19 protein-coding genes are annotated in these 19980 nt (G+C 67.8%); 12 read left to right on the top strand and 7 right to left on the bottom strand.

Going from position 1 to position 19980, the window contains the following annotated elements:
• Nucleotides 1–34: 34 nt before the first annotated feature.
• Both katG and hflX read left to right on the top strand, forming a co-directional pair.
• On the top strand, nucleotides 35–2230 hold the full coding sequence (gene katG / locus VI123_RS17475) for a catalase/peroxidase HPI (RefSeq protein ID WP_336339341.1): 2196 nt from the start codon (nucleotides 35–37) through the stop codon (nucleotides 2228–2230).
• A gap of 162 nt (nucleotides 2231–2392) precedes the next feature.
• Entirely contained in the window at nucleotides 2393–3703 is a 1311-nt protein-coding gene (gene hflX / locus VI123_RS17470; protein ID WP_336339340.1) for a GTPase HflX, read from the top strand.
• A 1-nt stretch (nucleotide 3704) separates the two neighbouring features.
• Here hflX and VI123_RS17465 read toward each other — a convergent pair whose 3' ends face one another.
• Genes VI123_RS17465 through VI123_RS17455 form a run of 3 tightly spaced genes read right to left on the bottom strand, consistent with a single transcriptional unit; the run spans nucleotide 3705 to nucleotide 6417 of the window.
• Nucleotides 3705–5138, bottom strand: a complete 1434-nt coding sequence (locus tag VI123_RS17465; RefSeq protein WP_336339339.1) for an NAD(P)H-hydrate dehydratase — start codon at nucleotides 5136–5138, stop codon at nucleotides 3705–3707.
• A 40-nt stretch (nucleotides 5139–5178) separates the two neighbouring features.
• Nucleotides 5179–5454, bottom strand: coding sequence for an acylphosphatase (locus VI123_RS17460; protein ID WP_336339338.1), 276 nt, complete (start codon nucleotides 5452–5454; stop codon nucleotides 5179–5181).
• Between the two features lie 54 nt (nucleotides 5455–5508).
• Nucleotides 5509–6417, bottom strand: coding sequence for a DNA-3-methyladenine glycosylase family protein (locus VI123_RS17455; protein WP_336339337.1), 909 nt, complete (start codon nucleotides 6415–6417; stop codon nucleotides 5509–5511).
• Between the two features lie 236 nt (nucleotides 6418–6653).
• Between VI123_RS17455 and VI123_RS17450 the strand changes: the two genes are divergently transcribed.
• The gene (locus VI123_RS17450; RefSeq protein ID WP_336339336.1) at nucleotides 6654–7097 is read left to right on the top strand and encodes a DUF555 domain-containing protein; all 444 of its coding nucleotides are present in this window, start codon (nucleotides 6654–6656) and stop codon (nucleotides 7095–7097) included.
• Between the two features lie 120 nt (nucleotides 7098–7217).
• On the opposite strand, the gene VI123_RS17445 is transcribed toward VI123_RS17450, so the two are convergent.
• Nucleotides 7218–7454: a UPF0058 family protein gene (locus VI123_RS17445; RefSeq protein WP_336339335.1), complete on the bottom strand. Its 237-nt coding sequence runs from the start codon at nucleotides 7452–7454 to the stop codon at nucleotides 7218–7220.
• Nucleotides 7455–7726: 272 nt separating this feature from the next.
• On the opposite strand from VI123_RS17445, the gene VI123_RS17440 reads away from it, so the two are divergent.
• The 9 genes from VI123_RS17440 (at nucleotide 7727) to VI123_RS17400 (ending at nucleotide 17146) form a co-directional block, all read left to right on the top strand.
• Nucleotides 7727–8560: a VOC family protein gene (locus VI123_RS17440; RefSeq protein WP_336339334.1), complete on the top strand. Its 834-nt coding sequence runs from the start codon at nucleotides 7727–7729 to the stop codon at nucleotides 8558–8560.
• Nucleotides 8561–8708: 148 nt separating this feature from the next.
• Nucleotides 8709–9347 (top strand): alpha/beta hydrolase, encoded by a 639-nt coding sequence (locus tag VI123_RS17435; RefSeq protein WP_336339333.1) that lies wholly within the window; start codon nucleotides 8709–8711, stop codon nucleotides 9345–9347.
• A 102-nt stretch (nucleotides 9348–9449) separates the two neighbouring features.
• Nucleotides 9450–10544: a DUF3179 domain-containing protein gene (locus tag VI123_RS17430; protein WP_407067013.1), complete on the top strand. Its 1095-nt coding sequence runs from the start codon at nucleotides 9450–9452 to the stop codon at nucleotides 10542–10544.
• Nucleotides 10534–11142 (top strand): hypothetical protein, encoded by a 609-nt coding sequence (locus tag VI123_RS17425; protein WP_336339331.1) that lies wholly within the window; start codon nucleotides 10534–10536, stop codon nucleotides 11140–11142. The genes VI123_RS17430 and VI123_RS17425 overlap by 11 nt, the downstream gene beginning before the upstream one ends.
• A 119-nt stretch (nucleotides 11143–11261) precedes the next feature.
• Nucleotides 11262–12446 (top strand): vWA domain-containing protein, encoded by a 1185-nt coding sequence (locus tag VI123_RS17420; protein ID WP_336339330.1) that lies wholly within the window; start codon nucleotides 11262–11264, stop codon nucleotides 12444–12446.
• 35 nt (nucleotides 12447–12481) lie between these two features.
• Complete coding sequence (locus VI123_RS17415) at nucleotides 12482–13720, top strand: serine/threonine protein kinase (RefSeq protein ID WP_336339329.1); 1239 nt, start codon at nucleotides 12482–12484, stop codon at nucleotides 13718–13720.
• On the top strand, nucleotides 13717–14886 hold the full coding sequence (locus tag VI123_RS17410; protein ID WP_336339328.1) for a PP2C family protein-serine/threonine phosphatase: 1170 nt from the start codon (nucleotides 13717–13719) through the stop codon (nucleotides 14884–14886). The genes VI123_RS17415 and VI123_RS17410 overlap by 4 nt, the downstream gene beginning before the upstream one ends.
• A gap of 60 nt (nucleotides 14887–14946) precedes the next feature.
• Nucleotides 14947–15891: a double zinc ribbon domain-containing protein gene (locus tag VI123_RS17405; protein ID WP_336339327.1), complete on the top strand. Its 945-nt coding sequence runs from the start codon at nucleotides 14947–14949 to the stop codon at nucleotides 15889–15891.
• A gap of 40 nt (nucleotides 15892–15931) precedes the next feature.
• Nucleotides 15932–17146: a zinc-ribbon domain-containing protein gene (locus VI123_RS17400; RefSeq protein WP_336339326.1), complete on the top strand. Its 1215-nt coding sequence runs from the start codon at nucleotides 15932–15934 to the stop codon at nucleotides 17144–17146.
• 1 nt (nucleotide 17147) lies between these two features.
• On the opposite strand, the gene VI123_RS17395 is transcribed toward VI123_RS17400, so the two are convergent.
• Genes VI123_RS17395 through VI123_RS17385 form a run of 3 tightly spaced genes read right to left on the bottom strand, consistent with a single transcriptional unit; the run spans nucleotide 17148 to nucleotide 19978 of the window.
• Nucleotides 17148–17696 (bottom strand): hypothetical protein, encoded by a 549-nt coding sequence (locus VI123_RS17395; protein ID WP_336339325.1) that lies wholly within the window; start codon nucleotides 17694–17696, stop codon nucleotides 17148–17150.
• Between the two features lie 21 nt (nucleotides 17697–17717).
• A complete protein-coding gene (locus VI123_RS17390; protein ID WP_336339324.1) occupies nucleotides 17718–19406 on the bottom strand; it encodes a b(o/a)3-type cytochrome-c oxidase subunit 1 in 1689 nt (562 codons plus the stop codon).
• Nucleotides 19406–19978, bottom strand: coding sequence for a cytochrome c oxidase subunit II (locus tag VI123_RS17385; protein WP_336339323.1), 573 nt, complete (start codon nucleotides 19976–19978; stop codon nucleotides 19406–19408). The genes VI123_RS17390 and VI123_RS17385 overlap by 1 nt, the downstream gene beginning before the upstream one ends.
• Nucleotides 19979–19980 lie beyond the last annotated feature (2 nt).

Raw genomic sequence — 19980 nt, 5'->3', positions numbered from 1 at the left:
TGTATCCGACGGACGAATCTTACTTACTGTTAAGATGGCGGAAACACCGAATACCGATACGGGAGCTACCGAAGACGGATACCCGAAGCGACCGAAGTCCAACCAAGAATGGTGGCCGAACCGGCTGAACCTGGAGATTCTCGACCAGAACGCCCGGGACGTCGGGCCGATGGAGGACGACTTCGACTACGCGGAGGAGTTCCAGTCGCTCGACCTCGACGCGGTGAAGTCGGACCTCGAAGAGCTGATGACGTCCTCCCAGGACTGGTGGCCGGCCGACTACGGTCACTACGGCCCGCTGTTCATCCGGATGGCCTGGCACAGCGCCGGGACGTACCGGACCGCCGACGGCCGCGGCGGCGCGGCCGGCGGTCGACAGCGCTTTGCCCCCATCAACAGCTGGCCCGACAACGCGAACCTCGACAAGGCCAGGCGGCTGCTCCTGCCCATCAAGCAGAAGTACGGCCGGAAGATATCCTGGGCCGACCTGATGATTCTCGCCGGGAACGTCGCCATCGAGTCGATGGGGTTCAAGACGTTCGGCTACGCCGGCGGTCGCGAGGACGCCTTCGAGGAGGACAAGGCCGTCAACTGGGGCCCCGAAGACGAGATGGACACCCAGGAGCGGTTCGACGAGCCCGGAGAGATACAGGAGGGGCTCGGTGCCTCCGTGATGGGTCTCATCTACGTGAACCCGGAAGGGCCGGACGGTAACCCGGACCCGGAGGCCTCCGCGAAGAACATCCGACAGACGTTCGACCGCATGGCGATGAACGACAAGGAGACGGCCGCGCTCATCGCCGGCGGCCACACCTTCGGGAAGGTCCACGGTGCCGACGACCCCGACGAGAACCTCGGCCCCGAGCCCGAAGCAGCCCCCATCGAGCAGCAGGGCCTCGGGTGGCAGAACAAGAACGGGAACAGCAAAGGCGGCGAGATGATAACGAGCGGTATCGAAGGGCCGTGGACCCAGTCCCCGACCGAGTGGGACATGGGCTACATCAACAACCTGCTCGAATACGAGTGGGAGCCCGAGAAAGGCCCCGGCGGCGCGTGGCAGTGGGCCCCCAAGAGCGAGGAGCTGAAAAACAGCGTCCCGGACGCCCACGACCCGGACGAGACGCAGACGCCGATGATGCTGACGACGGACATCGCGCTCAAGCGGGACCCCGACTACCGGGAGATAATGGAGACCTTCCAGGACAACCCCATGGAGTTCGGGATGAACTTCGCGAAGGCCTGGTACAAGCTGACCCACCGCGACATGGGGCCGCCCGAGCGGTTCCTCGGGCCGGAGGTCCCCGACGAGGAGATGCTCTGGCAGGACCCGCTCCCGGACGCCGACTACGACTTGGTCGGTGACGAGGCGGTCGCCGAGCTCAAAGCCGACATCCTCGACTCGGACCTCTCGGTCACCCAACTCGTCAAGACCGCGTGGGCGTCGGCGTCGACCTACCGCGACAGCGACAAGCGCGGCGGGGCCAACGGCGCTCGCGTCCGGCTCGAACCCCAGAAGAGCTGGGAAGTCAACGAGCCCGAAGAGTTGGAGACGGTCCTGGAGACGCTCGAAGACATCCAAGAGGCGTTCAACAGTGCGCAGACCGACGACACGCGCGTCTCGCTCGCGGACCTGATTGTCCTGGGCGGGAACGCGGCCGTCGAGCAGGCGGCGGCCGACGCCGGCTACGACATCGAGATACCGTTCGAGCCGGGCCGAGTGGACGCGACGCCGGACCAGACCGACGTGGAGTCGTTCGAAGCGCTCAAGCCGAAGGTCGACGGGTTCCGGAACTACATCGGAGACGACGTCGCGCGACCGGCCGAGGAAGTGCTGGTCGACAACGCGGACCTGCTGAACCTGACGGCCTCGGAGATGACGGCCCTGGTCGGCGGGATGCGCTCGCTGGGCGCGACCTATCAGGACACCGACCTCGGCGTGTTCACCGACGAGCCGGGGACGCTGACCAACGACTTCTTCGTGAACCTGCTCGACATGGGCACGGAGTGGGAGCCGGCGTCGGACGGCGGCCGCGTCTACGAGGGGTACGACCGCGACACCGGCGACCGCAAGTGGGAGGCCACGCGAATCGACCTCATCTTCGGGTCGAGCGACCGGCTACGGGCCATCTCGGAGGTCTACGGTTCCGCCGACGCCGAAGAGAAGCTCGTGCACGACTTCGCCGACGCCTGGAGCAAGGTCATGCGGCTCGACCGGTTCGACCTCGAATAGACCGAGGTCGTAGCCGTCGTTGGGTTGTCGGGCGGGCGTCGCGTCCTCCCGACCCGCCGTCGCCCGACGTATCCGCCATTCTGCCGTTCAGTCCGTTATCTCTCGACGGCTGTGTGCGCCTCCCGGGGGGTTAAATAATCGGACGCCGTAGTTCTGTAACGAGTGACGGCGACACACACCACGGAACGGGCGGTCATCGCGAAGCGCGTCGACAGCGGCACCGCCGACACCGAAGAGATACGGGACCTCGCCCGGGCGGCCGGCTACGAGGTCGTCGACGAGGTGACACAGACCCGGACGGAGGACCCGGCGTACCACCTCGGCGAGGGGAAGGTGACGCGGTTGAGCAACGCCGTCGCCCGCGAAGGGGCCGCCGTCGTCATCTTCGACAACCAGCTCGGTCCGTACCAGACGTACAACATCGGGAACGAGCTCCCGGAACGGGTGCGTGTCATCGACCGCTTCCGGCTCATCCTCGAAATCTTCGGCCAGCGGGCCCGGACGCGGAAGGCACAGCTCCAGGTCGAACTCGCGGAGCTTCGCTACGAACTCCCGCGGGCCGAGGCCAAGGCGAGTCTGGCAAAGCGCGACGAGCGCCCGGGGTTCATGGGCCTGGGCGAGTACGACGAGTCCCGCGAGGAGGACATCAAAAAGCAGATTTCCAACATCCGGGACGAACTCGACTCCATCGAAGAGACCGAGCGACACCGGCGGGAGCAGCGCCGTGAGTCCGGGTTCGACCTCGTCGCGCTGGCCGGCTACACCAACGCCGGGAAGTCGACGCTCCTGCGCCGCCTCGCCGACGACCTTGACGTCGACGAGAACGACGACTTACACCCTGACCTGGACACGACTGCCGAGAGCGAGGACCGGCTGTTCACGACCCTTGGCACGACCACGCGGCGCGCGGCGGTCGGCAAGCGCGAGGTGCTGGTCACCGACACCGTCGGGTTCATCCAGGACCTCCCTCACTGGCTCGTCGAGTCGTTCAAGTCGACGCTAGGGTCGGTGTACCACGCCGACCTCGTCTTGCTCGTCGTCGACGTCTCCGAGTCCGTCGAGGAGATCCGCGAGAAACTGGTGACGAGTCACGACACGCTGTACGAGCGCAACGAGGCCCCCATCGTCACGGTGCTCAACAAGACTGACACGGTCGACGACGAGGAGGTCCGCCGCAAGAAAGACGCCCTCTCCTCGCTGGCTCCGAACCCCGTCGCCGTCAGCGCCAAGCAGGGGCTCAACATCGACGACCTCGCCGAGCGCATCGACCGCGAACTGCCGGACTACGAGCGCGAGCGGCTCGTCCTCCCGATGACCGACGACACGATGAGCCTCGTCTCGTGGATTCACGACCACGCCAGCGTCGAGACGGTCGACTACGGCGACCAGGTTGTCATCGAGTTCGAGGCGCGGCCGGCCATCATCGAGCAGTCCCGGGCGAAAGCCGGTGACCTCGTCGGCGCGTCGGCCTGACTCAGTCTCGCTGCCACAGCACGCTCGGTATCTCCTCTAAGAGGTCCGTCGCGACCAGTCCGTAGCCGCGGTCTTCGACGACGCGGTCGCCGACGGTACCGACAGTGTAGGCAGCGATGGCGGCCGCGTCGAGCGGGGCCTGCACGCAGGCGAGCGCGCCCGTCACGCCCGCGAGCACGTCGCCGGTCCCGCCGACCGTCATCCCTGGATTGCCCGTGCGGCTGACGCGGGTCCGCTCGCCGTCGGAGACGACGTCGTAGGGGCCTTTGACCAGCAGCGTCTGGCCGACCTCCGACGCGAACGATTCCACGAGGTCCGCCCGCGCCCGCCAGTCCGCATCGGTTTCACCGCCCATGCCGCGGAGTTCGCCCTGGTGGGGCGTACAGACGAGTTCCGCGTCCGTCTCGATGTCCGGCACCACCGACAGGGCGTCGGCGTCGACGACTGCCGTGCCCTCGAACCTCGAGAGTAGCTCCGCGACCGCCTCCAGCGTCGCGTCGGCGTCGCCCAGTCCCGGCCCGACGACCAGCGTGTCGTGGTCCGAGGCCAGGTCGGCCAGGCGGTCGACGTGCGGTGGTGCGAGGTGGTCGCCGTCGAACGGCCGCAGGATGAGGTTCTCGCTGTAGGACTGTATCTCGCGGGCCACGACGGCCGGACAGGCGACCCGGACGAGGTCGGCCCCGCCCCTGAGCGCCGCCTGTGCGCTGAGCGCCGGCGCGCCGGTGTACGGCCCGCCGCCGACGACCAGCACCTCACCGTTGTCCCCCTTGTGGCTCGCGGGGTCCCGTTCGAGGCGGGTGAGGTCGCCCCGCTCGACGAACAACTCCGCCGCGTCGGGAATGCCGATGTCGGCGACGGTGACCGGCACGTCGAGGGCCGGCAGGCCCGGCTTGGTGTCGTGGAACGTGACGACGTGGTCGGGGGCGACGGCGTTGTCGGCCAGCCGTCCCGTCTCGGCGTCGAGACCGGAGGGCACGTCCACGGAGAGAACGGCCGCGGCCATCCCGTTCATCGCCGCGGCGGCCGTCGCTTCGGGCTCCCGGAGGTCGCCGGCGATACCGGTCCCGAGCATCGCGTCGACGACCACGTCGGGGGCGTCGAGGGCGAACGCCGTGGCGTCCCCGACCGTTTCCGTCGGGTACTCGGCGCGTTCGAGGGCGTCCCAGTTCTCCCTGGCAATCGTCGTCGAGATGGCGTCCGGACGGCCCAGCAGGAGGACGCGGAGGTCGTAGTCGTCGAGAAAGCGGGCGGCGACGAGCGCGTCCCCGCCGTTGTTCCCCCGCCCGGCGACGATAGTGACCCGGTCGCCGGGGGCCGCGAGGGAGCGAACCGCCCGGGCGACGGCGTGCCCGGACGACTCCATCAACTGTTTGCGCGGGACGCCGAGCGCGGCGGCGTTCTCGTCGACCACACCCATTTCGGAGCCGGTGAGCATACCCGCGGGTTCGCCCGCCAGCGAAGTAACTCTACGGGACTCACCACTTGACTTCGAAGCCGTCCAGCCCCTCGGGGTCCCCGTACTCGACTTCGACGTCGGTGACGTTCGCGCGTTCGCTCCCCTCGTGGCAGAACTCGACCATCGCTTCCACGTCGGCCTCGGGGCCTTCGAACACCGCCTCGACGCGGCCGTCGTCGAGGTTGCGGACCCATCCGTCGACGCCCTGTCCCTGTGCGCGCTCCCGCGTGGTCGCCCTGTAGTAGACGCCCTGAACACGACCGGAGACGAACACGTGTGCTCGCGTGCGAGCCATATCCGATGGGTCGCCCGCCGAGCCCGTTATACTGTCGGCTTCCGCAATACGTCGTCAGCTCTCGTCGCTGCCCGTCCGGAGGTAGTGGAACAGATACGTCTGCGTGTAGCCGGCGTACTCGCCGCCGAGCGCGGCCCGGATGGCACGCGACGTCTCGGCGTAGTTCCCCCGCTCGCAGTCCGGGTAGTACTCCTCGATGGTCGTCCGAATCCAGGTGTCAAGCGGGACCGCTTCGAGGTAGCCAAGCGAGAACAGCAACACGCAGTCCGCGACCTTGTCGCCGACGCCGACGAAGCGGGTGAGCGACTCCCTGGCGTCCTCGTAGTCGAGGCCGACGGCCTCCTCGGGGTCGGCGTCGCCGGTCGCCACCATCTCGGCGGTGCGCTGGACGTACGGCGCGCGGTAACCCAGCCCGAGCTCCCGGAGCCGTTCTTCCGTCGTTTCGGCCAGTGCCTCGGGCGTCGGATAGGCGCTGTACGTCCGGCCGTCGAACGCGACTTCCTCGCCGAACGCGTCACGTAGCGCCCGCTGCATGCCGTGAATCCGCGCGACGCGCATCTGGGCCGAGCAGATAAAGGAGATGAGCGAGCCAAACGGCGGGTCCTGCACGAGGCGCAGCCCCCAGAACGAGTCGTAGGCCGACCGGACCACGTCGTCGGCCGGTGCCGTCTCACGAATCGCGGGGAGGTCGTCCTCCAGACGGAGCAGCCGTCTGAGCGTCGCCTCGGCGTCGATTGTGGACTCCCATTCCAGGCCCCCGTCCCGCTGACGGACGCGGACGACCGCCGGCGACCCGTCTCGACGGACCGTAGTCCAGTACCACGCGTCGCCACCGGTCGCCCCCTCGCGCCCGTACATCCCCCCGTCCTCCCGGTTCCAGAGGTACGACTGCCCGCTCTCGACAGTTGCCTGCAGGTCGATACCGCCGGCCAGCGACCCAACGTCGATGACGCCCTGTTCCATCGTCCGTGTGGTATGGTCCCGGAAGTAATGGCGTTACGAGTTCCGCTCACGCGGGGCAGGTCCGCCCGGCCCGGTATCCACTGGCAGCTCTCCGTCGTCGCCTTTCGCCGTCGTGATGGGTCGGGTCGCTCGCGTGTGGACCGCCCGATAGCGCGTTCTACCGCCGAGTTACGCGGGGTGTGGCGACCCTCGTTTCGGGGCTAACCTTCATTATATTGGAAAAAGAACATACCAGTATGAATTGCCGAGTTGTCGTCGAGGCCGCAGTCCCAGTGTACGACGTGGCGTCTGCGGACGAGGCAGTTCGCATCGCCATCTCGAAGACGGGGGAGATGCTGAACCCCGACCTCAACTACGTCGAAATCAACATGGGGGACCGTCACTGCCCGCACTGCGGCGAGACACTGGAGCCTGCGTTCCTTGCCGCCGACGAGAGCCTCGTCGCGCTCGAACTGGAGATGACCGTGTTCAACGTCGAACGGGACGAACACGCCGCCCGAATCGCCCGCAAGGAAATCGGGCAACGGCTGGAGAACATCCCGCTGGACGTGCTCGAAATCGAGGAGATCCCGGAGGAGTCCGACGAGGACACCGATACCGAGGCCGACGACGAGTCGAGTCAATCGGCGGAGGACTCCGAGGACGTGTTGCCCGAGTTCGAGGAATTAATCGACGAATAACCCGGATACGCTGGACGACCGCCCGAACCGTACCCCCCTCTGCTGTGATTCTGACCGCCGTTCTCAGGTCGATAGCGGCACGGCTTTTCGGGGGAAACTGCGTAGAAACTACGGATACCGTTAGTCCGCGGCGGCAGAAACAGGCTCTTTGGCTTCGTCGGCCATCTCGGAGGCAATACCGTCAGCAATCGCAAAAACAGCGGCCTTGTGGTCGGTTTTCGACTTGTGAATCGATGTCGGCTTGACGCCCAGTTCCTCGTATTCGTCGTGGTCCACTTCGTTCCCGGATTCGGCTTCGTAGTGGTTCTGTACCTGTGCAAGCAGGCCGTGAAGGTGGATGAGCTCCTGCTTTTTCATAGTCAACCCAAGGTAACAACTCGAAGGTTATAGTACTACTCTGATGAAGGTTAACACACGACCCTGCCAGTACTACGTAATAGTTTATGATTATTTCTCGCGGCGAAATATGTTGGATTCGGATTAGGGGGCATTTTACTCCCTCTCTAAAGCCGTCGTCGCGTGCGACTGAGGCCCGAGCGGATGGGTCCGGTCGGACCGCCGCTGTCTCCCCGGCGCTGCTGTCGCCGACTGACGAACAGGGTTATGCACCGTCTACGCCTACCGCCCGTATGGACCGAGCGACACGTCCGTCGGAGACCGAAATCGGCCGGGTGGCGCTGACCGTCGCCGACCTGCCGCCGGTCGTCGAGTTCTACCGTGACGTCGTGGGACTGCAGGTCCTGGCGGCGGACGACGACCGGACGGTACTGGGCGCGGGCGAGGAGGAACTCCTGGTTCTGAACCATCGGCCGGACGCACCGGCGAGGGACGTGACGGGGACCGGGCTGTACCACGTCGCGTTCCGTGTTCCATCGCGGGCGGCGCTGGGCGATGCCCTCCGGCGTATCGACTCGGAGTGGACGCTGGACGGCGCGTCGGACCACGGCGTCAGCGAGGCGCTGTATCTGTCGGACCCGGCCGGCAACGGCGTCGAAATCTATCGGGACCGGCCCCGGGAGTTGTGGACCGAGACGCCGTCCGGCCACGTCGAGATGGTGACCGAGCCACTCGATACGCAGGGGGTCGCGGCCGCCGGGGTCGGCGACCAGTCGATGCCCGACGGGTCCGACATCGGACACGTCCACCTGGAGGTCTCGTCGGTGGCGGCCGCCCGGTCGTTCTACGCCGACGCGCTCGGACTGCGGGTCAGGGCCACGTACGACGGCGCGGTGTTCCTGGCGGCCGGCGAGTACCACCACCACGTCGGGGCCAACGTTTGGCAGGGCCGGTCCACGCCCAACCGGGGACAGGGACTGGCGTGGTTCGAGATGCGACTCCCCGACGACGCGGCCCTCGACACGGCAGCCGAGCGTCTCCGCCGGTCGGACTACGCCGTCTCCGAAACCGACGCCGGACTCGCGGTCCGAGACGGCGACGACATCGAACTCCGACTGCGGAGCTGAGGCGACGTTTCGGTCTACTGACCGATGTGCCAAGTCAAGTATCTCCGCGCGCTACCTGGGGTATGCACGCGACACGGCGGCTGGCGGCAGGTGCCGGACGAACGGGAACCGACGCGGACACGACCGGACGGGGCCGGGGAGGGCAGCGATGAGCGGCCCGCACCAGGGCCAACAGCTCGTGACTGCGGGGACCGCGCTGTCAGAGGCGAGCGCGGCGGCGGTCCTGGTCCACGGCCGTGGCGCGACCGCCCGAAGCATCGTCCAGATGGGGGCCGAGTTCCAGCAGGACGGGCTGGCGGTGCTCGCGCCCCAGGCCGCGCGCAACACCTGGTATCCGAACTCCTTCCTCTCGCCAGTCGAGCAGAACGAACCCGGCCGGACGTCCGGGTTGCAGGCTATCGAGGACGCCATCACCCAGGCCGAAGAAGCCGGGATTCCGGCTGACCGCGTGCTCGTCCTGGGCTTCTCTCAGGGGGCGTGTCTCGCCAGCGAGTTCGTCGCTCGCAATCCGCGCCGCTACGGCGGTCTCGTTGCCCTCAGCGGCGGTCTCATCGGTGAGACCATCGACGAGAGCGAGTACGAGGGCGACATCGAGGAGACGCCGGTGTTCATCGGCTGTAGCGACGTCGACCCGCACATCCCCGAAGAGCGCGTCCACGTCACGACCGCCGTCTTCGAGCGCCTGAACGGGGACGTGGAGGAACGCATCTACGAGGGAATGGGTCACGGAGTCAACGAGGACGAACTGGCGTACGTCTCCTCGATGGTCGCCGACCTCGTCAGCTGACCGCCCGCTGGCCCGTCCGCCGATATCGCCGGCTCGGCGTCCCATCGGTGGGTTACCGACCCCTCACCGCGAGACTTAGTGAGTGGGAACCGCACACATACTATGGACCGTTCCCGCCGGCAGTTCCTAATGACGCTCGGGGTCGGTGCGACGCTCGGCGGCGCAGGCTGTGTGGGGGGCGACGACGCGGCTACCGGGGGCTCGGCATCCGAAGCCGGAACCGCGGCGACAGACGGCAGTGCCGGCCCGAAACCCCCGACGGCGGACGACCGATTGTATCTGGCCTACGACACCGGAACGCTCGAAGCGAACATTGTGAGCGGCGGTGTTCCGAAGGACGGGATTCCGGCCATCGACGAACCGCAGTTTGCGGACACGCCACCGTCGGGACTCGAACCGGGCGACCCGGTGTTCGGCGTCGTCCGCGACGGGGACGCGAAAGCGTACCCGCAGTACATCCTCGTCCACCACGAAATCGTCAACGACGCCATCGCCGGCCACCCCGTCGCCGTCACGTACTGCCCGCTGACCGGCACCGCACAGGGGTTCGAACGCGGCCCGGTGGAGTTCGGCGTCTCCGGCCGCCTGGTGAACTCGAACCTGACGATGTACGACCGGGGCACCGACAGCTGGTGGCCACAGATACTGGCGACGGCGATTAAAGGCCCGCTGACCGGCGAGTCCCTGCGGGAGTTCCGGGTCGTCTGGACCACGTGGAAGCGCTGGGCACGCGCCTATCCGGAGACGGCGGTACTCACCGAGGAAACCGGCTTCTCGCGGCGCTACGGCGTCGACCCGTACGGCCAGTACAACGAGACGCGGGGCTACTATTCGAGTCCCCGGACGCTGTTCGAGCCGCTGCAGGGGGACAGCCGCGCGCATCCGAAGGCCGTTGTCGTCGGGACCCGGACCGAGACGGGCGCGCTCGCGTTCGACAAGGCGGCGCTGCTGAGCCAGCGCGTGTTGACCGGCCACATCGGCGAGACGCCGCACGTCGCCGTCGCCGACACCGACCTGGCGACGGGCTACGTGTACGCGAACCCGGAGTCGGCGACGGTCGAGGCGTTGGCCGACGGCTACACGCTCGACGGGACGACGTACGACGCCGACGCCCTCCCGCTGGACCGCTCGCTGGCCTTCGACGCGATGTGGTTCGCCTGGGCGGGGTTCTACCCGGAGAGTACGTATGTCGACTGACCGGCAGCCGGGCGAGGCAGGTCTGACTGCTGGATTCGAACGATTGGGTCGGAACACCGGGGTCGCGGTCCGGGGTGCGCTCGCTCGCCGCGACGGCCGGACGCTGTTCGCCGCCGCTGGACTCGCGTACTTCCTGCTGTATCTCGTCGGCCTCGGACACCTCGGGCTCGGCCCGCCGGACTACGCGGTGTCCGTCGTCAGTAACCCGCTCACCCGCGCGTTTCGGCCGGTCGGGCCGTTCCAGTGGGAGCCGATTGCACTGGTCGTCGTCGGCCCAGTCGAACTGCTCGTCGCGCCGTTGAACCTCCTTCTCGGAGGCGTGCTGGCGTCGCTGGTCGGACTCAACCTCGCGGTCTCCGTCGTCGCGTGGCGCGGCCCGTCGGCTTGCCGTCTCGGCCCGGGCGCGGGGGCCGCGTCAGGGCTGCCGGGACTGCTCTCCGGGGTCGCCTGCTGTGGCCCCACCGTGTTGCTCGTCGCCGGCGTCCAGGCGAGCGCCGGCCTCCTCTCGCTGTTCCGCTGGCTCCTCCCCATCAGCGTCGCGGCGCTGCTGGGCACGCTCCTCTGGGTCGGGAGCCGGGTCGAGCCGGCGGCGAAGTAAACAGTACCTACGGCCAGTGCCGGCCGGTAGTTGGGAGCTACCGGAGCCGGACGGCGGTCGGCCTTTTTTCCCAGATTTGAGGGAAACATATAATTACTTCCTACGACCCAACTATCAGTATGACCGCTACTGTCGTGACCGAGGTCAACCGACCGTACGTGCCGACGGGCGGGGCGAAACTGACCGCCGAAATCGAAGTCGAACCCGGGCGGTTGGAGGACCGTCCCACGCGACAGATAGCCCTCTGTATCGACGCCAGCGGGTCGATGGCCGGCGACGACATCGAGCAGGCACGCGCCGGCGCGGAGTGGGTGTTCGGACTGCTCGAAGCGGACGACTACGTCTCGATAATCGCCTTCGACAACGAGGTCACGACGGTGCTGGAGCCGACGCGGTGGGGGGCTGTCGGTCGCGAGGCGGCAGTGGACGCGGTCGCCGACATCTCCGCCGGCGGGGGCACCGACATGTACAGCGGCCTCCTGGAGGCGAAGGCGTCGCTACAGGGCCTCCCGAGCGACGACGCCACGGCCCGGCGAGTCCTGCTGCTCTCCGACGGGAAGGACAACTCCCACGACCCGGGGGCGTTCGGGACGCTGGCCCGCGAAATCGACAGCGAGGGCATCCGAATCAAAGCGGCCGGCATCGGGAGCGACTACCGCGAGGAGACCATCCGGACGCTCGGCACCGTCGCCCGCGGCGAGTGGACCCACTTGGAGGCTGCGGGTGACATCGAGTCGTTCTTCGGCGACGCGGTCGAGGAGGCCGGGACGGTCGTCGCCCCGGACGCCAGGATCGAACTCGACGTGGCCGACGGCGTCGAGGTCAGCGAGGTGTACCGCTCGCTCCCACAGACCCAGTCCGTCGAACCCGACTGGGAGGACAACGCGGCCGTCGTGCCGCTGCCCGACTTGCTCGACCGGGAAACCCAGCGGGTCGTGCTGAAGGTTCACGCACCGTCTCACGACGTCGCGGACTCGGTCTCGCTGGCCGAGGTCACGCTGACCGCCGGGGGCGAGACGACCCGCGGGGCCATCACCGTCGACTACACCGAGGACGAGTCGAAACTGGCCGCGCACAACGAACAGGTCGACCTGGACCACCGGCAGACCGTCATCAAGACGGAACTCGGCAAGGGCAACGTCGCCGAAGCACAGACCCAACTGGAGCGGATGACCCGCGTCCACGGCGAGGACACCGAGGCCGTCCAGACGGCCGAACGGGAGACCCGTATCGTGATGGAGGGCGGGCGCAAGGAACAGAACGACGCGACGAAAATCGTCACAGACGAGGGCATCCAGAAGTGACTCGCGGCGTCGCGGGCCGGAGAGCCGGGTGACGCATGCCCTGGGAACCCGAGAGCGGTGACATCGTCGCCGGCCGGTACGAACTCGGCGAGTTCCTCGGCAAGGGGGGGTTCGCGAAGGCCTTCCGCGCCAGAGACATCGAGACCGGGGCGTCCGTCGCCGTCAAGTACCCCAACTACACCGAATCCCAGAACGACCCCGACATCATCGAGGAGTACTTCGAGAAGGAGGGGCAGTCCCTGGAGCGCATCCGCCGAGCCGGCGGCCACGAGAACGTGATGGACTACTACGACCGGGTCACGGAGCGGGACGTTCCGTTCCTGGTCGTCCAGCTGATAGTCGATGGCATCGAACTCGACGGGGTCATCGACCGGCACGGCCCCATCGAGGACAGCGAGCAGGTCCGCCAGATAGGCATCGATCTCTCGGACGCGATGGGCTTTCTCCACGAGAACGAAATCGTCTACCGCGACCTGAAGCCGGAGAACGTGATGCTCACGCCCGACATCACGCCCACGCTCATCGACTTCAACACGGCGACCGGCTTCGACGCAAGCGGCGACCCCGCATCCGGGAACAGCGGGACGACGATTCTGGGGCCGTTCAAGCCCCGCGAGGTCGCGGAGGCCAGCCGGACGGACGTTCGCCAGGGGCCGTGGTCGGACGTGTACTCCATCGGGAAGATACTCCTGTTCCTGCTCAAGGGGAGCGTCCCGAAGAAAGACGGCGTGAACCCACAGGCGTTCGGGGCCGACTGCGACGACTACCTGGCCGACATCGTCGAGCGGGCCACCCAGACGCACTATCGCGACCGGTACCGGAACGCGACGGTCCTCAAGGAGGTCCTCGAACGGCGGGACCCCACGCCGCCCGCGACGGCGTCGGTGACTTACATCCAGGCCGACAGGCGGTTCACCGTCGAACCGGGCGACACAATCGGCCGACGGGGCGCGAGCGGTCCGCCGGCGTCGATAGCGATAGCGGACCCCCAGGGGGAGTACATCTCGTCGGTCCAGGTGCAGTTCGAAATCGAGGGCGGTGACTGGGCCCTCCGCGACCGGAGCCTCAACGGGACGTTCGTCCAGAAAGGGGCCGGCTGGCAGCGGGTCCTCTCCGCCGCCGGGCGCGAGCGCCTCCGCTCCGAGGGCGAGGACCCGACCGACAGACACGGGGCGGTTCCGCCCGAGTCGGTCACGCTCACGGACGGCGACCTGGTGTCGCTCGTCCATCCGACCTACGGGGTCACCTTCGAGTTCCATCCGGAGGAGTCATGAGATACAGCACGAACTACGACATCGGCGACCGGAAGCGAGGACAGGGCATCAACGAGGACAGCGTCTCACTCACGGTGTTCGAGGAAGGCCACCGCGACGGCTACCGCGGGCAGGACAGGCCGGCGGCACCGGCCACGGCGGAGGGCGGCGACCCGGTCGATACTGGGGCCGACGACCCGGTCGATACTGGGGCCGACGACGAGGCGGACGTGTCCGACGCCGACAGCGACGGGCGGCCGATGAACCGCTCGGCCGGCGTGTTCGTCGTTGCCGACGGTGCCGGCGGTCACGACGCCGGCGACGTCGCGTCCTACATCGCGACCACGACCGTCGCCGAACGGCTCGCGCCCGTGGCGATTCGAGCGGCCCGGAGCTACCCCGGCGGCTTCGACGTGGACGTGGCCCGTGACGTGCTCCCGGACCCGCCCGGCGAGCAGGACCTCGAAGCCGCCGTGGCCGAGGCGATTACCGCCGCCCATCGCGACATCGTCCGGTACGCCGACGAGACCGGCACCCAATCGTACACGACGGTCGTCGCGGGGGTCTACGCCGACGGGAAACTCCACTACGGCTGGGTCGGCGACAGCCGGGCCTACGTTGTCAACGGGGCCCGCGAGACGATTTCGCCGCTGACCAGGGACCACGCCGTCGTCCAGGAGTGGGTCGACAGCGGCGAAATCGACCCCGTCGAGGCCCACGTCCACCCGAACGGGAACGAAATCACGCGCGCGCTGGGCGGGTCCGGCTACGAGGACCCCGACGACGCGACCGTCGAGGTGGACACGCGGACGGTCCGGCTGTACGCCGAGGACACGGTGCTTGCGACCAGCGACGGACTCGTCGACGCCCAGACTGACGCTCCGGAACTGTACGAACAGTACGCCGAGACGGACCGCGCCGACGAGGCGGCCGAGCGCATCCGCGAGGAAGCCGTCACCGACGACGAGCTCCGGGACGCGGTCCTCGATGCGCCGTCGCTCGACGCGGCGAGCCGGACGCTCGTGTCGCTGGCGAACGACCGCGGCGGGAAGGACAACGTCTCAGTGCTCCTGTTCGCCGACAGCGCGCTCCCGGAAACGCCGGATGACGGCGGGCTGCCCGTCCGGAACATCGACCCCGACATCGACATCTCCGAGCGGGACACGGTCATCATGACAGACGAGTAGCGGGAAAGTTTCGCGGGGCAAGTATTTTATTTCTCGACTCTATACTCCCTAACGAAATTCATGCCTGAATCCGACCGCACGGTAAACTGCCCCATCTGCGACGAGGACTTCGACCCGACGGTCGCCGGCGGCTGGTGTACGAACCCGGATTGCGGTGAGTGGCAGCACACCGACCGGGCTGCCACCGACGACGGGGAGTCGGGCGACGCCGACCTGCTGGCAGCGGAGGCCGACGAGACGGCGGGGGCGGCCGGGAACGACGAACCGGCAGCGGACGGGGATTCGGGCATCGGGGCGGTCGAGGCCGACGACGCGGCGGAGACGGGGCAGGCGGCAGAAACCGACGCCGAACCGGCCGACGAGGACGACGACGCCGATGCACCGGCCGACGACGAGCCGGCGACGATTACCTGCCCGGACTGCGACCGGGAACTCGACGCCGACGCGAACTTCTGTATCGACTGCGGCACCGACGTACAGGACGTTACGCCTGGCGAGGAGGGGGCGCTCGACGCGTGCCCGTCCTGTGACACTGCGGTCGACGACGACGCCAGCTTCTGTGTCAACTGCGGGGAGAACCTGGACGCCCACCGCGACGCAGGCGGGGCCGCGGCGGCTGACTCGGGTCCCGAATCGCCGACGGCCGAACCGGACGACGCCGTCGACGCGCCAGTGTCACAGGCCACGGGCGACGCGACGCCCCCGGAGGGGCTCGTTCTCTCGGTCGAGGGGCGTGACATCACCGTCGAAGACGGGGCGAGAATCGGCCGGGAAATCAGGGCGGCGCTGTTAGACGCCGGGCGGCCGGAGGACGAGGCGGTCCGCATCCACCGCGAACACGTTCGGTTCGACCGCCAGCCGGAGGGGTACTACCTCGTCGACCTCGGGGACAACCCGACACGGCTGAACGGGACCCTGCTGCAGAAGGGCGACCGGGAACCGATACAGCCGGGCGACGAACTCGAACTGTCGGGCGTCGCCACGCTGACTATCCGGGCGGCGTGACCACCCACAGTTAAGCGGTCGGTCGGGAAACATGGGGCCGATGGCGCGTGGTCGATTACGGTCGGAACTCCGCGAGTCCGTCACGCTACTGCGGGCCGAAACCTGGCTGTTCGTCGGCGTGGCCCTGGCGTGGGTCGCCTACGGTGGCTGGGTGCTCGCGACCGGGGTCCTGGTAGCGCGGTTCCCGGCGCTCGAACGCACTGTCCTCGCGACGCTCGCTGACCGTTCGGTCTCACTTCGCACCGTGCTCGCCGCCGGGCTCTGGCTCGTCGTGCCGTCGCTGGCGGCCGTCGCGCTCGTCAACCGACGGCTCCGGAACGGCTACGGCAACCTCGTCGACGCGTACCGGTTCGACCACCCGAGCCTGTTGCTGGCGCTCCCCGGGTGCGTCCTCGTCGGCTGTCTCCTGCTCGGTGTCACGCTCGGCCAGCCGCGGCCGCTCACGGCGCTTGCGCTGTTCGGGACGGCGCATCTGGTCGTCCGGACCGTCGCCTACGGGCACCGCGTGTACACGCTCTCGTATCCGCCGCTCTTTTCGTTCCTGGTCTTCGTGACCGCGCTCTCTTTCGCTACGTACTGGCTGGTCGCGGCGGCCGGCGCGTCCGGCGTCCCGTCGACGCTATCCCCTTGGTTGACGCGGGCCGGCGTCGGTCCCGTGGCCGAAACGGTGCTCCGGCTGACGACCGTTGGGCCGGCCCGAGCCACCACGGTTTTCGTCGCCGGTCCCGGCGTGCTGGCGAGCGTGTACCTCCTGGCGCAACTACTGGCCGGGGCCGTCGTCAGGCTCCGTGCGCCGCTTGCCAACCCACAGCGCCGCCCGGACCAGCGGTTTCCCGTCATGCCGCCGGCCGCCGGGCCGCGAGACGGCGACGCGAACTCCGAACGGAGTGGCGAGTCCGAACCGGCGTCTCGGGACCACCCCGAGAGCGGGAGCGATACCGTAGCTACAGAGAGCGATGCGGACAAACCGGGCCACACCGGGACGCGGGTGTTCTCGCCCGAGGAGGTCGCCCGGACGAGCCCGCCCGCCACCGACTCGGCGGGGTCGTCGGATGCTGCCACCGGGTCGGAAGCGACACCGGACAGCGAGTCGGAACCGGACCCGGAGGCCACCGACGGGGCGTGGCTGGACGATACGGCCGTCTTCACGCCCGAAAAACGCGACACTGGGATGTCTTACTGCAGCGAGTGTGGCGAGTCGCTCCCGTCCGATGCTGACGCCTGCCCGTCCTGTGGCACCCCCGTCGGCGGGTGAGTCAGCGGTTCGACACGGGGATGTCCCCCAGCGTGACGTCGTACTGGGTCGACTGCGTTTCTCCGTCGTCCGGATACTCCAACACCGTTATCGAGACGGTGTCGGGCCGTTCGCCGGGGGGCAGGAGCCACGACCTGGTCACGGTCTCGGTCTGTCCCACGGACAGCTGGCCGGTACTCGCGGTACCGTCGACCGTCTCCCCGTTGCGGGCGGTGACGCTGTCGAGCCGGACCGCCGCCGGCTCGGTCCCGCTGTTGGTCGCGTTCACCGCGAGCGTGAACCGCCACCCCTCGTCCGCGGTGACCACCGACGCTGACTCGATGCGGGCCGAGACAGCCGAGGACTCGAGAATCGGGTCGCCGACGCCGGCACCGGCCGGCTCCGCGGTCGGCGTTTCGGGCACCACCTCGCCCCCGGGGTCACCCACCAAGTGATGGCCCAGCAGACTCCCGAAGGTCACGACCTCGATGAGGATGGGCAGACCGATTCCGACGATGATGAGGATGCGTAGCAGCGTTTTCTGCTCCGGACCGTCGACGTCTTCGAACATGCTGAGTGTAGTGGAGTCGTGTTAGACCGGAATCGGCGGACTACCGGGCGCGAGCAGCCCGTCAGCGACCATGCTGGCGAGCGGCGGCCCGTAGGCGATGACGATGAGCAGCAGGGCGATAGCCGTCCAGAGCTTGTAGTTGTCCAGGATGCGGGGGCTGTGGTCCGGCCCGGACAGCGGCTCGGGGATGTTGCTGTTGACCGATAGTGTCCCGCCCCGGCGGGCGAGCAGGGTGTCGGCCATGACGACGAGGAACATCACCGCGCCGACGAACAGCAGGAAGCCGCCGATAGCTATCTGGAGGCGCATCTCGCCGACCGTTCCGGCGACGCCCTCGAACGCGAACTCGTCGTAGGTGGGTTCGGCGGTCCGCCGCGGGATGCCGGCCAGGCCCGCGCGGTGCATGGCGTTGGACATCACCGCCATGCCCACGAACCAGACGTAAGGCTGGAACACGGCGAGGCCGCGCTGGCGGAGCTTCTTCCCGGTAATCTGTGGGACCAGCCAGTAGCTGATGGCCATCGCCGTCAGCGCGAACGCGGTCCCGACGGTGAGGTGGAAGTGGCCGGGCACCCAGATGGTGTTGTGGATGAGGTAGTTGATGTTCATCCCGGCGTTTATCATGCCGGAGAAGCCGCCGGCGGCGAACATCAGGCCGGCGAGCATACAGCCCGAGAAGGCCGGCTTGTCCCAGGGCAGGTCCCGCAGCCAGGAGAGGTAGCCGCTCGCGCCCCGCTGACGAGCGCCGTGCTCGACCGAGGCGACCACGGTGAACGCAGTCAACAGCGAGGGCAACAGCAGGAACATCGTGTTCGTCATCGCGATGAACTTGTAGCCCGACGGGATGCCGGGGTCGGTGTACTGGTGGTGGAAGCCGACCGGGGTCGACAGCAGCAGGAACGCGACGAACACGACGCGGGCCAGCGGGTCACTGAACAGCCGGCCGCCGGCCAGCTTCGGCAGAATCGTGTACCAGACGAGGTACGCCGGCATGAGCCAGAAGTACACGACCGGGTGGCCGAAGTACCAGAACAGCGTCCGGGTCAGCAGCGGGTCGACGTTCTGGATGAGCCCGAGCGACCACGGGATGAGGAAGGCGACGACCTCAACGGCGACGCCGATGGTGGAGATGTACCACATCAGCATCGTCGTCAGCACCATGAACGTCTGCAGCGGGATGCGCTCGTCGGGGTTGTCCTCGCGCCACTCCCACAGCGCCTTGAAGTACGCCGCGCCCCCTATCCAGGAGCCGACGATGATGAGCGCGGCCCCGATGTAGAACGCGGGGTGGGCCTTCATCGGCGCGTAGAAGGTAAAGAGCACGTCGGCTTCGAGGTCGTGCCCCAGAATCGACGGCGAACCGGCGATGCCGCCGATGATGGACACGGCCGCGAGCACCGTCCCCGTGAGCATTATCCAGAAGGCCGACCAGGCGATGCGGTGCGGGAGCTCGCGTTCGAGGCTGTTGGCGACGGCCCACGTGAACAGCCCCGAGATGAAGAACGTGGTGAACACGAGCGCCAGCAGGACGCCGTGGCCGGTCAGAATCGTGTAGTAGTCCGCCGAGCTGACGAACCCGCGGAACACGCCGGTGCGGTGCAGCGCCTGGACGACGCCAAAGAGCGCACCGATTCCGAGGGCGACGAACGCCACGATGAACTCGCTACGGACTATCTTCGACGTTTTCGGGTAGGAGTCGACGAACACCATCAGTTATCCGCCTCCTCCCCCGCCTGTGCGTCAGCCGCGGACTGGTCGATGTTCTCTTGCTGCATATCGTACTCCTCCGGCGGGACGACTTCGACGGAGCCGCCCATCGTGTGATGGGCCGCACCGCAGTATTCGTGACAGACGAGCCCGTACGTCCCGGGCTCGTTGAACCGGGCCGAGACCTCCGAGACCTGGCCCGGAATGACCATCGTGTTGATGTTGGTCTCGACCACGGAGAACCCGTGTGTCACGTCTGCACTGGTCACTCTGAACGTCACGTTCGCGCCCGCGGGCACGCGAATCGGCGTGTCACCGCTGCCGGGCACGAACTGGAACTGTCGAGCGACGACGTAGACGACGTAGTGGTCCTCGCTCTCCTGGTACACGCCGGGGTCGTCGAACTGTGTCCCGGTGTTCCCGTTCTGAACCGCCTGCGCGCTTATCTGTCCGCCCGAGTCGTCGACCATCCCGACACCGACGCCGACCGAGCCGTACGCGATGGTGGCGATGAAACCGACGATGAGCAGTATCGCTGCCCCGAGCCAAACCTTTTCGAATCTGTGAACCTGCATGA

The sequence above is a fragment of the Haloarcula sp. DT43 genome, assembly GCF_037078405.1.
Taxonomy (GTDB): Archaea; Halobacteriota; Halobacteria; order Halobacteriales; family Haloarculaceae; genus Haloarcula; species Haloarcula brevis.
The sequence above is the reverse complement of the archived record's forward strand: the minus strand, read 5'-3'. Positions and strand labels throughout refer to the sequence as shown.

Coding starts and splice junctions, on each gene's coding strand:
- katG (WP_336339341.1), top strand. CDS start 35: ATGGCGGAAACACCGAATACCGATACGGGAGCTACCGAAGACGGATAC.
- VI123_RS17440 (WP_336339334.1), top strand. CDS start 7,727: ATGGACCGAGCGACACGTCCGTCGGAGACCGAAATCGGCCGGGTGGCG.
- VI123_RS17395 (WP_336339325.1), bottom strand. CDS start 17,696: ATGTTCGAAGACGTCGACGGTCCGGAGCAGAAAACGCTGCTACGCATC.
- VI123_RS17450 (WP_336339336.1), top strand. CDS start 6,654: ATGAATTGCCGAGTTGTCGTCGAGGCCGCAGTCCCAGTGTACGACGTG.
- VI123_RS17390 (WP_336339324.1), bottom strand. CDS start 19,406: ATGGTGTTCGTCGACTCCTACCCGAAAACGTCGAAGATAGTCCGTAGC.
- VI123_RS17465 (WP_336339339.1), bottom strand. CDS start 5,138: ATGCTCACCGGCTCCGAAATGGGTGTGGTCGACGAGAACGCCGCCGCG.
- VI123_RS17385 (WP_336339323.1), bottom strand. CDS start 19,978: ATGCAGGTTCACAGATTCGAAAAGGTTTGGCTCGGGGCAGCGATACTG.
- VI123_RS17400 (WP_336339326.1), top strand. CDS start 15,932: ATGGCGCGTGGTCGATTACGGTCGGAACTCCGCGAGTCCGTCACGCTA.
- VI123_RS17425 (WP_336339331.1), top strand. CDS start 10,534: ATGTCGACTGACCGGCAGCCGGGCGAGGCAGGTCTGACTGCTGGATTC.
- VI123_RS17445 (WP_336339335.1), bottom strand. CDS start 7,454: ATGAAAAAGCAGGAGCTCATCCACCTTCACGGCCTGCTTGCACAGGTA.
- VI123_RS17420 (WP_336339330.1), top strand. CDS start 11,262: ATGACCGCTACTGTCGTGACCGAGGTCAACCGACCGTACGTGCCGACG.
- VI123_RS17430 (WP_407067013.1), top strand. CDS start 9,450: ATGGACCGTTCCCGCCGGCAGTTCCTAATGACGCTCGGGGTCGGTGCG.
- VI123_RS17435 (WP_336339333.1), top strand. CDS start 8,709: ATGAGCGGCCCGCACCAGGGCCAACAGCTCGTGACTGCGGGGACCGCG.
- VI123_RS17415 (WP_336339329.1), top strand. CDS start 12,482: ATGCCCTGGGAACCCGAGAGCGGTGACATCGTCGCCGGCCGGTACGAA.
- VI123_RS17455 (WP_336339337.1), bottom strand. CDS start 6,417: ATGGAACAGGGCGTCATCGACGTTGGGTCGCTGGCCGGCGGTATCGAC.
- VI123_RS17460 (WP_336339338.1), bottom strand. CDS start 5,454: ATGGCTCGCACGCGAGCACACGTGTTCGTCTCCGGTCGTGTTCAGGGC.
- VI123_RS17410 (WP_336339328.1), top strand. CDS start 13,717: ATGAGATACAGCACGAACTACGACATCGGCGACCGGAAGCGAGGACAG.
- VI123_RS17405 (WP_336339327.1), top strand. CDS start 14,947: ATGCCTGAATCCGACCGCACGGTAAACTGCCCCATCTGCGACGAGGAC.